At 70.1% G+C, this 12,408-nt stretch carries 9 protein-coding genes and 1 pseudogene; 6 read left to right on the top strand and 4 right to left on the bottom strand.

Annotation, left to right across the window (positions count from 1 at the left end):
- Positions 1 to 212 (bottom strand): annotated as a pseudogene (locus P1P70_RS12520) (hypothetical protein); the annotation flags it as partial.
- Positions 213 to 485: 273 nt separating this feature from the next.
- Here P1P70_RS12520 and P1P70_RS12515 point away from each other — a divergent pair.
- From P1P70_RS12515 to P1P70_RS12505, 3 genes are all read left to right on the top strand, one after another.
- Positions 486 to 1,505 (top strand): SCO0930 family lipoprotein, encoded by a 1,020-nt coding sequence (locus P1P70_RS12515; RefSeq protein ID WP_319236885.1) that lies wholly within the window; start codon positions 486 to 488, stop codon positions 1,503 to 1,505.
- Between the two features lie 259 nt (positions 1,506 to 1,764).
- On the top strand, positions 1,765 to 2,577 hold the full coding sequence (locus P1P70_RS12510) for an SAM-dependent methyltransferase (RefSeq protein WP_319236884.1): 813 nt from the start codon (positions 1,765 to 1,767) through the stop codon (positions 2,575 to 2,577).
- Positions 2,574 to 4,718 carry a putative bifunctional diguanylate cyclase/phosphodiesterase gene (locus P1P70_RS12505; protein WP_319236883.1) on the top strand — a complete coding sequence of 715 codons (2,145 nt, stop codon included), beginning with the start codon at positions 2,574 to 2,576 and terminating at the stop codon, positions 4,716 to 4,718. Before P1P70_RS12510 ends, P1P70_RS12505 begins: the two co-directional genes overlap by 4 nt.
- Positions 4,719 to 4,841: 123 nt before the next feature.
- Here P1P70_RS12505 and P1P70_RS12500 read toward each other — a convergent pair whose 3' ends face one another.
- Positions 4,842 to 5,726 (bottom strand): LysR family transcriptional regulator, encoded by an 885-nt coding sequence (locus P1P70_RS12500; RefSeq protein ID WP_319236882.1) that lies wholly within the window; start codon positions 5,724 to 5,726, stop codon positions 4,842 to 4,844.
- Positions 5,727 to 5,882: 156 nt separating this feature from the next.
- Here P1P70_RS12500 and P1P70_RS12495 point away from each other — a divergent pair, with 156 nt between their 5' ends.
- Genes P1P70_RS12495 through P1P70_RS12485 form a run of 3 tightly spaced genes read left to right on the top strand, consistent with a single transcriptional unit; the run spans position 5,883 to position 9,270 of the window.
- On the top strand, positions 5,883 to 6,554 hold the full coding sequence (locus P1P70_RS12495) for a succinate dehydrogenase (protein ID WP_319236889.1): 672 nt from the start codon (positions 5,883 to 5,885) through the stop codon (positions 6,552 to 6,554).
- A gap of 2 nt (positions 6,555 to 6,556) precedes the next feature.
- A complete protein-coding gene (locus P1P70_RS12490; RefSeq protein ID WP_319236881.1) occupies positions 6,557 to 8,524 on the top strand; it encodes a fumarate reductase/succinate dehydrogenase flavoprotein subunit in 1,968 nt (655 codons plus the stop codon).
- Complete coding sequence (locus tag P1P70_RS12485; protein ID WP_319236880.1) at positions 8,521 to 9,270, top strand: succinate dehydrogenase/fumarate reductase iron-sulfur subunit; 750 nt, start codon at positions 8,521 to 8,523, stop codon at positions 9,268 to 9,270. The genes P1P70_RS12490 and P1P70_RS12485 overlap by 4 nt, the downstream gene beginning before the upstream one ends.
- 357 nt (positions 9,271 to 9,627) lie before the next feature.
- Here the strand turns inward: P1P70_RS12485 and P1P70_RS12480 are convergent, their stop codons facing one another.
- Together P1P70_RS12480 and P1P70_RS12475 are read right to left on the bottom strand one after the other, a co-directional pair.
- Entirely contained in the window at positions 9,628 to 11,259 is a 1,632-nt protein-coding gene (locus P1P70_RS12480) for an MFS transporter (protein ID WP_319236879.1), read from the bottom strand.
- An 83-nt stretch (positions 11,260 to 11,342) separates the two neighbouring features.
- Positions 11,343 to 12,347 carry an NAD(P)H-binding protein gene (locus P1P70_RS12475; RefSeq protein ID WP_319109152.1) on the bottom strand — a complete coding sequence of 335 codons (1,005 nt, stop codon included), beginning with the start codon at positions 12,345 to 12,347 and terminating at the stop codon, positions 11,343 to 11,345.
- Between the last annotated feature and the right edge of the window lie 61 nt (positions 12,348 to 12,408).

Below are 12,408 nucleotides of genomic sequence, written 5' to 3'. Positions count from 1 at the left end.
GGCGTGGGGGTGGGCGACGGGGTCGGCTCGCAGGAGTCGGTGCCCCCGATCGCCACGGCGACCCCGCCCCCGCCGTCCGGGCCGACGGTGGCGTACGCGCAGGCGTCGGCGACCGCCGTGCCGCTCGGTGCTCCGGTGAGGAGCCAGGTCAGTGCGAGCAGGGCCGACAGCCGTAGGGCGAGAGCGGATCGGGTCCGCTGGGGTCCTTGCACGTCGCAGATCATCCGTGCCCGTGCTCCCGCGTACGCGGGAGCACGGAGGGATTGCTCCAAAGGAGCGAAAAACCGGCCCCGAACGTTTGACTGCGGACGCCTGGTGCTGACCCCTCTTTCGATACCGCCGCAGGCCGCGCCGCACACCGCGACACAGACTTCGGAAAGAAATTCGTGCCACGTTGAACACAGAGGCCACTCCCACGCGTACCTAGGACCAGCAAGCGGCGCAGTAGGGCGCTGCGACACCCACCGGATACACGGGGAGTTGGAATGAAGACCTCCTGGCGGAGCGCCTCACTCGTAGCGACAGCTGCGGCTGTGCTGGTGCTGACGACGGCGTGCGGTCAGGAACAGGGGTCGACGTCCTCGCAGAACGTGGGCGCCGCCTCGACCCCGACGCTGGGCGCCGGTGCCATCGCGGGCACCGGCACCGGTACGGCCGGTACCGGTACGGCCGGTGCCGGCGCGGCCGGTTCCGGTACGTCGGACCAGGCCCAGTCCACCACGGCGGCCTCCGCGGGCCAGTTGACCGTGTGGAACAGCGACGAGTACGGCAAGGTCCTCACGGACAGCGCCGGTCGCACCCTGTACCGCTTCGACAAGGACTCCTTCGAGCCGCCGAAGACGACCTGCGAGGGCGAGTGCGCCGTCACCTGGCCGCCGGTGTCCGCCTCGGGCGCCACCGCCGCCCAGGGTGTCGACAAGGCCCTGCTCGGCGAGGTCAGCCGTCCCGACGGCACCAAGCAGCTGACGGTCGGCGGCTGGCCGATGTACTACTTCGCCAAGGACACCAAGGCCGGTGACATCAAGGGCCAGGGCCTGAAGGGCACTTGGTTCGCGTCGGCGCCCAACGGCAAGAAGGCCTCCACCAAGGGCGGCGGCGGGGCCGACGCGGGCGGCAACGGCAACGGCGCCGGGGCGGTCGAGCAGGCTGGTCTGACCACCCGCAAGGACGCCAAGCTCGGCGAGATCGTCGTCGACAAGAACGGCATGACGGTCTACCGGTTCCTGAAGGACACCCAGTGGCCGATGTCGACCAAGTGCCTCGGTGACTGCCTCGACAAGTGGCCCGTCGTCGCCCCGGTCGACAAGAACGACACCAAGGGCATCCTGCTGAAGGGCTACACGGTCTTCGACCGTCCCGACGGCTTCAAGCAGCAGACCATCAACTGCATCCCGCTCTACACCTTCGCCAACGACAAGGCCCCCGGCGACACCAACGGCCAGGGTGTCGGCGGCACTTGGTTCGCCATCAACGGCGACGGAGAGCCGATCGGCGCCGACAAGTAGGCCGCGCCTTCCCATCGCACCGCCCCAGCGCGGCCGATCCAGGGTCCGCCCCCTCCGCACCGCACCGGAGGGGGCGGACCCCTTGGCATGCCCGGGTTCGAACAGGCATGGTCGGGGCGGTGGTTGGGCATGTGCCATCGGCAGCGGCTTTGAACGGACGGTCAATTTCCGTTTTCGCTCGCTCCTTCGGCGGACGATCAGTAGCCTCAGCTCGAACACCGGATCGCCTACGCCACCCCCGACGCGTTGGAGAACACTGATGGAGCGTCCCGCCTGGGCGCCGCGGAGCATCGACATCTCGATGCCGTCCGTGGCCCGCATGTACGACTACTACCTGGGCGGTTCGCACAACTTCGAGGTCGACCGCGAGGCGGCCCGCCGGGCCATGGAGTTCGTGCCCGGCCTGCCCAAGATCATGCAGGCGAACCGTGCCTTCATGCGCCGTGCCGTCCGGTACGCGGTCGGCGAGGGCGTCACCCAGTTCCTGGACATCGGATCCGGGATCCCCACCTTCGGAAACGTGCACGAGGTCGCCCAGGAGGCCAGCCCCGGCGCCCGGGTCGTGTACGTCGACCACGACCCCGTCGCCGTAGCACACAGCCAGGCAGTTCTGGAGGGGAACGACGGCACGGATGTGGTCGCGGCCGACCTCCGCAAGCCCCGCGACATCCTCGAGAGCCCCCGAGTCCGACAACTCATCGACCTGAACCGGCCGGTCGCACTGCTTCTGGTTGCCATACTGCACTTCGTGGAGGACAAGGACGATCCGTACAAAGCGGTGGCCGAGCTGCGTGACGCGCTCGCGCCGGGCAGCCTGCTCGTCGTCTCGCACGCCTGCCGCGAGGGAATCCCGCTGCCCGAGGAGCGGGCGGCGGGCGTGGTGGACGTGTACCGGAACATTCGCAATCCGCTGACCATGCGCTCGTCCGACCAGGTCGCGCGGTTCTTCGAGGGGTACGACATGGTGGAACCCGGGGTGGTGCCGATGGCGAAGTGGCGGCCCGACACGGCTTCCGAGGACGACGATCCTTACGCCTACGCCCAGTTCGCCGGCGTGGGGACCAAGGCGTGAGGGCGGAGCCGGACGGGCCGGAGGACAGACTCCGCAGGTTCGCGACGATCTGGAGCCGGGCGGCCTTCCCCGCCACCTCCACCTCGCTGACCCGGCCCGAGTTCGAGGAACAACTCCTGCCGCTGGCCCGCAGGCTCAGCGAGGCGCTGCGGGCCCGGACGTACGACGCCGAGGAGGGCCGGGCCGTCGGCGCTGCTCTCGTGGCGGCGCACTGCACCGAACCCGAGGCGCTCAGCCGCACCCTGGACTGCGTCGAGGCCTATCTGGTGCTCTACTGCGGCGGCGACGGACCCCAGGAGGACCTGCGGGCCCGCGCCGCGCGACTGCAGTCCGCGATGGCCGCCGGATACGCCGACGCGCTCAGGCAGCGCACCCTCGCCGAGCAGGAGGCGATCGCCCGCGCGGCGCTGGAGGCCCAGGGCGCGGTCGCCCGGGCGCTGCACGCCACCGAGGCCCGCTTCCGCGCGGTCTTCGAGGGCGCCGCCATAGGCATCGGCATCGCCGACCTCGACGGCAACGTCCTCCAGGTCAACGGCGCGCTGCTGCGGATGTTCGGCGTCACCGAGCAGGCCATGCGCGGGCGGCCGGTCCCCGAGTGGAGACACCCCGACGACGCGCCCCAGGTCTGGCGGCTCTACGACGAACTGGTCCGCGGCGAGCGCGAGCACTACCACACCGAAAAGGCGTTCTCCCGACCCGACGGAACGGTCCTGTGGACCAACCTCACGGTCTCCTTGCTGCGGGACGCGGACGGCCGGCCCCAGTACCAGCTGGCCCTCATGGAGGACACCACCGAGCGCCGGCTGCTCAACCTCCGCCTGCGCTACGAGGCCACCCACGACGCGCTCACCGGGCTGCCCAACCGAACCCTGTTCTTCGAGCGGCTGGAGAAGGCCCTCGCGGCGGGCGACGGCCAGCGCTTCGGCCTCTGCTACCTCGACCTCGACGGCTTCAAGACCATCAACGACAGCCTCGGGCACGCCGCCGGCGACCGGCTGCTCGTCGAGGTCGCCGACCGGCTGCAGTCCTGCGCGACCGCGCCCGGCGAGATGGTCGCCCGCCTCGGCGGCGACGAGTTCGTGGCGCTGACCACCGGCACCGACACCGAGCGCGAGGTCGACGAGCTCGCCGACCGCATCATGAACGCGCTGGTCACCCCCGTCCGCATCGACGGCAGGGAACTGCTGGTCCGCGGCAGCATCGGCATCGTCGAGGGCCCGGCGGGGGAGCGGGGCCCGGCGGAGGTGCTGCGCAGCGCCGACATCACGATGTACCGCGCCAAGTCGGCGGGCGGCAACCGCTACGAGGTCGCCGACGCGGAGGCCGACGCCCGCGCCATCACCCGGCACGGTCTCACCACCGCGCTGCCCGCCGCTCTCGACCGGGGCGAGTTCTTCATCGAGTACCAGCCGCTGGTGCACCTCGGCGACGGCACGGTACGCGGCGCCGAGGCCCTGGTCCGCTGGCTGCACCCGCAGCACGGCGTCCTCGGCCCCGACCGGTTCATCCCGCTCGCCGAGCGCACCGGACTGATCGTGCCGCTCGGCCGCTGGGTGCTGGAGCAGTCGGTGCGCCAGGCCCGGGAGTGGCAGGAACGACAGTGGGGCACGGGGGCCGCGGGGCCGCTGCGGGTCAACGTCAATCTCTCGCCGTGCCAGTTGACCCACCCCGGCCTGGTCCAGGACACCGTCGACATCCTGGAGCGCGCGGGCCTCGAACCCGACGCCCTCTGTCTGGAGGTCACCGAGTCCGCCCTGATCGGCGCCGACGACGACCTGCTCAAACCCCTGCGCAGGCTCTCGGAGATGGGCGTGGACATCGCCCTCGACGACTTCGGCACCGGCTACTCCAACCTCGCCAACCTGCGTCGACTGCCGGTCCGCGTGCTGAAGTTGGACCGGTCCTTCACCCAGAGCATGCAGCGGTTCCCGGCCGACCCGGTCGATCTGAAGATCGTCGAAGGCATCGTCTCCCTCGCGCACGGCCTCGATCTCGCGGTCACCGTGGAGGGCGTGGAGACCGGCGCCCAGGCCGAGCAACTACGCCTGCTCGGCTGCGACACGGCCCAGGGCTGGTACTACGCCCGCCCGGGCCCTCCGGACCGCCTGCACGAACTGGCGCTGGTGGACGCGACGGGATAGGGGTTCCTTTCAGCCACCGGTTCGCCCCTTCGGGGGCGCGGGGAACTGCGCGACCAGCCACGACGCACCGGAATTCCGCGACGATGCTCACGGTGAACGGCGCTACCCGGACCGGCAGTCCCCTCACCGCTCGACCAACATCCGCTGCAACTCCCGCGCGGCCCGAGGCGGAGCCACATCGCTGCGGTGGGCCAGCGCGATCGTCCGATGCAGCCCGGGCCGGGCCAGCGGGGTCACCCGCAGGCCCCGCCCGGAGCGGGTCGCGACCATACGCGGGACGACGGCCACGCCCAGTCCCGCCCGCACGAACCCCAGGACCGCGTCCATCTCCCCGCCCTCCACCGCGAAGTCCGGCTCGAACCCCGCGGAGCGACACGCGGCGACGGTCAGTTCTCGCAGGTCGTAGCCATGGCGGAACATCACGAGCCGCTCGCCCTCCAGATCGGGGACACGGACCGTGCGGCGGCCGTTGCCAGGCCTGGGAGCGTCGGGGGAGGAGACCACCACCAGGTCCTCGCGCAGCAGTTCCACCGTGGTGAGCGCGGGGGAGGGCGTGGGGAGCGGGAGAACCACCAGGGCCAGGTCCAGCGCGCCGCGCGCGAGCTGGCGTACGAGGTCGTGCGAGCCGCCCTCCTCGATCAGCAGGCGGATGCCCGGGTAGCGGTCGTGGAAGGCGCGCAGCACGTCCGGGAGCAGACCGGTGCACAGGCTCGGGGTCGCGCCGAGCCGGACCCGGCCCCGCCGCAGCTGCACCAGCTCCTGCACCTCGTGCCGGGCGGTGTCCGTGTCGGCGAGGATGCGTCGGGCCAGCGGCAGCAGGGCCTCACCGGCGTCGGTCAGCGTGATGTTGCCGCGCGCCCGCTGAAAGAGGTCCGCCCCCAACTCCCGTTCCAGCGCCTTGATCTGCTGCGACAGCGACGGCTGCGCCACATGGACCAGCTCGGCGGCCCGGGTGAAATGCCTGGTCTCGGCCACCGCCACGAAGTACTGGAGCTGCTGGAACTGCATCCCTCCACGATACGGGACGATAGTTTCCCGCTATCGAAACGAGCTGTTTCATGTCTTGGACCGATGGGGTGGGGCCGTTCTAGCGTCATGGGCATGGCTCTGGCAACGCGGACGGAACGAGCGGAACGGGCGGAACGGTCGGCACGAAAACCGTCCCTGGCGCGCTCGGTGTGGGACAGCTCCCTCGGCAAGAAGACGGTGATGGCCGTCAGCGGACTGATCATGCTGGCGTACCTGGTCGTCCATATGCTCGGCAACCTCAAGATCTTCTTCGGCTCGGACGAGTTCAACGGCTACGCGCACTGGCTGCGCACCCTCGGCGAGCCCTTCCTGCACTACGAATGGGCCCTGTGGATCGTCCGCGTGGTCCTCGTCGCCGCGGTCGTCGCCCACGCCACGGCCGCGTACCAGCTCAGCCGCCGTGACCTCAAGGCCCGGCCCACCAAGTACGCGCACAGGAAGCGCCGGGCGAGCTACGCGACCCGCACCATGCGCTGGGGCGGCGTCATCCTCGGACTCTTCATCGTCTGGCACATCCTCGACCTGACGACCGGCACCGTTCACCCGGGCGGCTTCCAGGCCGGGCACCCGTACCAGAACGTGATCGACACCTTCTCCACCCGGTACGGCAACGTCGTCTACATCGCCGCGGTGCTCGCGCTCGGCCTGCACATCCGGCACGGCATCTGGAGCGCCGCGCAGACCCTCGGCGCCGGCAGCCGCACCCGCGACCGCGCCCTGAAGACCACTGCGAACGTCCTGGCCCTGGTGCTGACCGTGGGCTTCGTCTCCGTACCCGTCGCCGTCATGACCGGAGTGGTGAGCTGACCATGACCACATCCTCCGAGTACTCCGCGTACGTGGACTACGTGACCGGTGCCCCGGTCGTCGACGGCAAGGCCCCCGAGGGACCGATCGCCGAACGCTGGGACAAGCGCCGCTTCGAGGCCAAGCTGGTCAACCCCGCCAACCGCCGCAAGCACACGGTGATCGTCGTCGGTACCGGCCTGGCCGGCGGCTCGGCCGGCGCCACGCTCGCCGAACAGGGCTACCACGTCGTCCAGTTCTGCTACCAGGACTCCCCGCGCCGCGCCCACTCCATCGCCGCGCAGGGCGGCATCAACGCCGCCAAGAACTACCGCAACGACGGCGACTCGGTCCACCGGCTGTTCTACGACACCGTCAAGGGCGGCGACTTCAGGGCCCGGGAGTCGAACGTCCATCGCCTCGCGCAGATCTCCGTCGAGATCATCGACCAGTGCGTGGCACAGGGCGTGCCGTTCGCACGCGAGTACGGCGGACTGCTCGACACCCGCTCCTTCGGCGGCGTCCAGGTGTCCCGGACCTTCTACGCCCGGGGGCAGACGGGCCAGCAGCTGCTGCTCGGCGCCTATCAGGCCCTCAGCAGGCAGATCGCGGCCGGCAACGTGGAGATGCACCCGCGCACCGAGATGCTCGACGTGATCGTCGTCGACGGGCGGGCGCGCGGGATCGTCGCCCGGGACCTGATCACGGGGAAGATCGACACGTACTTCGCCGATGCCGTGGTGCTGGCGAGCGGCGGGTACGGGAACGTCTTCTACCTGTCGACCAACGCCATGAACTCCAACGCCACCGCCGTGTGGCGGGCGCACCGGAGGGGCGCGCTGTTCGCCAACCCGTGCTTCACCCAGATCCACCCGACGTGCATCCCCCGCACCGGCGACCACCAGTCCAAGCTGACGCTGATGAGCGAGTCGCTGCGCAACGACGGCCGGATCTGGGTGCCGAAGGCGCGGGGTGACCAGCGGCCGGCGAACCAGATCCCCGAGGACGAGCGCGACTACTACCTGGAGCGGATCTACCCCTCCTTCGGCAACCTCGTCCCCCGTGACATCGCCTCCCGCGCCGCGAAGAACGTCTGCGACGAGGGCCGGGGCGTCGGGCCCGGCGGGCAGGGCGTCTACCTGGACTTCGCCGACGCCATCGCGCGGATGGGCCGGGGAGCCGTCGAGGCCAAGTACGGCAACCTCTTCGACATGTACCAGCGGATCACCGACGAGGATCCCTACGAGGTCCCGATGCGGATCTACCCGGCCGTGCACTACACGATGGGCGGGCTGTGGGTGGACTACGACCTCCAGACCACAGTCCCCGGCCTGTTCGCGATCGGGGAGGCCAACTTCTCCGACCACGGCGCCAACCGGCTCGGCGCGTCCGCGCTGATGCAGGGCCTCGCCGACGGGTACTTCGTGCTCCCGGCCACCATCAACGACTATCTCGCCCGGCATCCCCAGCAGGACGGCATCGGCCCCGAACACCCCGCAGTCCAGGAGGTGCTGGCCGAGACCGAGGACCGGCTGAACCTGCTGCTCGCCGTCGACGGCGACCGTACGCCCGACTCCTTCCACCGTGAACTCGGCGAACTGATGTGGGAGTTCTGCGGCATGGCCCGCACCGACAGCGGACTGCGGAAGGCGCTGGAGCGGATACCGCAGATCCGTGAGGAGTTCTGGCGGCGGATCAAGGTCCCCGGCACGGGCGAGGAGTTCAACCAGTCCCTGGAGAAGGCCAACCGCATCGTCGACTATCTGGAGTTGGCCGAGCTGATGTGCCTCGACGCACTGCACCGCGCCGAGTCCTGCGGCGGACACTTCCGCGAGGAGTCCCAGACGGCCGACGGCGAAGCCGAGCGCCGCGACGAGGAGTTCTCGTACGCCGCCGCCTGGGAGTTCACGGGAACCGGCACGGCCCCCGTGCTGCACAAGGAAGACCTGGTCTTCGAGTACGTCCACCCCACCCAGCGGAGCTACGCATGAAGCTCACCCTGCGCGTATGGCGGCAGCGGGCCGCCGACGCCGACGGCGCCATGTCCACGTACGAGGTGGACGACATCTCGCCCGACATGTCCTTCCTGGAGATGCTCGACACGCTCAACGAGGACCTCATCCTGCGCGGTGAGGACCCGGTCGCCTTCGACCACGACTGCCGCGAGGGCATCTGCGGGGCCTGCTCGCTCGTCATCAACGGGGACGCGCACGGGCCGGAGCGGACGACGACCTGCCAGCTGCACATGCGGTCCTTCTCCGACGGCGACACGATCGACGTGGAGCCGTGGCGGGCGTCGGCGTTCCCGGTGGTCAAGGACCTGGTCGTCGACCGGTCCGCGTTCGACCGGATCATCCAGGCCGGCGGGTACATCACGGCGCCGACCGGGGCCGCGCCGGAGGCGCACGCCACGGCCGTCCCCAAGCCGGACGCGGACTTCGCCTTCGAGCACGCGGAGTGCATCGGGTGCGGGGCGTGTGTGGCCGCCTGTCCCAACGGGGCGGCGATGCTGTTCACCTCGGCCAAGATCAACCATCTGAACGTGCTGCCGCAGGGGGCGCCCGAGCGGGAGACGCGGGTGCTGGACATGGTGGAGCAGATGGACGAGGAGGGGTTCGGGGGGTGCACGCTCGCGGGGGAGTGCGCCACGGCTTGCCCCAAGGGGATTCCGCTGGTGTCGATCACGAGTATGAACAAGGAGTGGCTGCGGGCTGCTCGTAAGGGCGGGAAGCGGTAGCGCGGTAGGGGCATGTGTCGCCTTCGGGGTGCCCTCGCCGGGGGCACCCCCAGCCGACTCCGGTATGACCGGCGTCGCTAGGCGGTGTCTGCGGTGACCGCCGCTGTCACCTCACGGCCCTTGGCCTCCGGGCCGCCCCGGAGGAGAGCCTCGGGGCGGCCCGGAGGCCGAGGACGGTGAGGTGTTGTGGCAGAGACCCGCGTGGCGGTGGACCGTGGAGCGTGGACCACGCCCGCGCCCTGCGCGTCTCGCGCCGCCGGGCTCTGCCCGACGCACCCGCCGGGCGATCCGGGGGACGCGTCGTCCGGCGACCTGGCGGACGCGTCCCCGGCGATCAGTGGACGTCCCGTCGGCGATCTAGCGGGGGGACCCGGCGTGCTCCCGCACAGTCGCCGCCTCGCTCGCCGTCGTCCCGGCCCCCGGCTCGGAGTTCTTCTTCGCGAAGCCGCGCCGGCCCGGCAGGACCGCGAGGACGATCAGTGTTCCGGCGGCCATGATGATGCCGCCGATGAGGCTGGTGTGGGCGACGCCGTGGGCGAAGGCCTGGTGGACGGCGTCCACGGCGGCCTGGGCCTGCTGGGGCCCGGCGGAGGGATCCTGCGCGACCCGCTCAGCGACGGCCAGGCCACCGCCGACGGAGTCCTTGGCGATCTCCATCGCCTCGCCCGGGAGCCGGTTGCCCACCAGGTCGGTCAGCTCGTCCCGGTAGGCCGTGCCCAGCAGCGAGCCCAGCACCGCGATACCCAGCGCCCCGCCCAGCTCCAGCGCGGTGTCGTTGACCCCGCCGCCGACGCCCAGCTCGGACTCGGGGAAGGAGCCCATGATCGTGTCGGTCGCCGGAGAGATGCTCAGTCCGAGCGCGAGGCCCAGCATCATCAGCGGCACCAGGAAGTCCCCGTACGTCGACCCCTTGTCGATCTGGGTGAGCAGGAACATGCCCGCCGTGCCGATGGCCAGGCCGGTCACGACCATCGGCTTCACCCCCAGCTTCGGGGTGAGTATCCCGGTCAGCGCGGACCCGAGGAACACCGCACCGCCCAGCGGCAGCAGCCGTACGCCCGTGTCCAGGGCGCCGTAGCCGAGGACGAACTGCAGGAACTGCGTCGCGTAGTAGATCACGGCGAACATACCGAAGAAGAAGAACATCACCGCGAGCATCGAGCCGCTGAAGGGCCGCAGCGCGAACTTGCGGACGTCCAGCATCGGGTGCGGGTGCCGCAGCTCCCAGGCGACGAAGGCGACCAGACCGACACCGGCGACCAGGGCGGCGGTGACGGGGCCGACGCCCCAGCCGGAGTGCGGGCCCTCGATGGCGGCGTAGATCAGGGAGCCGACTGTGACGATCGACAGCAGACCACCGACGTAGTCGATCCGGCCCATGCCCTCCGCCTTGGACGGCGGTACCAGGGCGAGCGCGCCGACCACGGCGAGGAGGGCGATCGGCACGTTGATCAGGAAGGTCGATCCCCAGGCGTGGTCCTCCAGCAGCCAGCCGGAGACGAGCGGGCCGACGGCTACCGCCACCCCGGACGTCGCGGCCCAGGCGGTGATGGCCTTGGCCCGCTCGCTCCGGGGGAAGGTCGCGACCACCAGGGACAGCGTGGCCGGCATCACGACCGCGGCACCTACGCCCATGATCGCGCGGGCCACGATGACCAGCGAGGTCTCGTCGACCATGCTCCCCATCACCGAACCGGCGGCGAAGATCAGCAGGCCCAGCACCAGCGCTCCGCGGCGGCTGTACTTGTCGCCGATCGCGCCCAGCACCAGCATCAGCGCCGCGTACGGAACGGTGTAACTGTCTACGACCCACTGCAGATCACTGCTGCTCAGGCCCAGGTCGGTGGTCATGTCCGGGGCGGCGACGATCAGCGACGTGTTCGCCATCACTGTGATCAGCAGGCTCAGGCACAGCACGAGCAGCGCCCACCAGCGCCGCGCGTACGGCCCGGTCATTTTCTCCACGGGGGTGTTTGCAAGGAAGGGCATCAGTAGTTCCTGAGAGGGATGGGGCGGACGAGCGGAATCACTTGGTTGGCCATCGGGTGGCGTCATGTTTTGCTCCGGAGCGCTCATTGGTTCGGAGCAACCGCCAACTCGCGCATGTGAGCGTTGTTCTGCAGCGCCCACCGCATGGTCCGCGGTGGGCGCCCGAGCAGGGTTTCCAGTTGGTCGGTGACGACGTCGTACCGCCCGCCGGCGACCAGCCTGGTCAGGGTCCTCATGTGCTCCGCCACGTGCTGGGCCGCAGTGTCGCCCAGGGTTTCCCGCAGGAAGGTCTCGTTCACGAAGGCCTCGTGCCAGGCGTCCAATTCCTCGGGGATGTAGGTGACCTCGCGCCCCAGCGCGGCTGCGTAGTCCTCAGCGAACCCGTGCATGTCCTTCAGCTCCGGACCGGTGAGCTCGTAGGACTTCGAGATGTGCGGTGCGGGGTCGACCAGTATCTTCACGCACACCTCTGCCACGTCGTGAGCGGCGATGGGCGCGAGCCGCTGGTTGCCGAAGGGCAGGCGCAGTTCACCGTTGCTCAGCGGGCCCTGTTGCATCCAGGTGATCAAGGCGTTCTCGACGAACAGGGTCGCACGCACGTTGACGGTCGGGAGGCCGGACCAGTCCAGCACCTGCTCGCAGACCCAGTGCGCCCGCTGCTGCGGTGACCAGTCCGTGACCAGTCCGCCGAGCCAGGAACGCCGCTCCTCATCCGGTGTGGTCATCTTCTCGAGCGTCATGTACACCTGCTCGTAGTCGGACATGTGCACGAAGGCCTCGATGTCGCCCTGGGCTCGCGCCGCCGCGGCCATCAGGGTGAGGGCATCGGCGTAGTACGGCGACAGGCTCATGCTGAAGTAGATGCGCCGGACACCCTTCAGCGCGGCGGCCACGTCCGCGAACTTGAGCAGGTCGCCGACGAAGACCTCGGCCCCGGCCGCGCGCAGCGACTGCGCGCGCTCGTCGTCCCGTCGCACGAACGCGCGCACTGAGTGGCCCTGTTCGAGCAGCATGTCGACCATCAGCCTGCTCACGCCACCGATTTGGCCGCCGGCGCCGGTGATCAGAATGGGATTGCGTTCCGTCATTGTTGTGTCCTTCATCTGGTGGGGGGCGGCCGTTCGGGAAGCCGAGGATGTGGGCATGATT

It is taken from the genome of Streptomyces sp. MB09-02B (genome assembly GCF_033794485.1).
In the GTDB taxonomy this organism is placed as follows: domain Bacteria; phylum Actinomycetota; class Actinomycetes; order Streptomycetales; family Streptomycetaceae; genus Streptomyces.
Note: the sequence above shows the minus strand (reverse complement) of the source record. Positions and strands in the feature narration are given on the sequence as shown.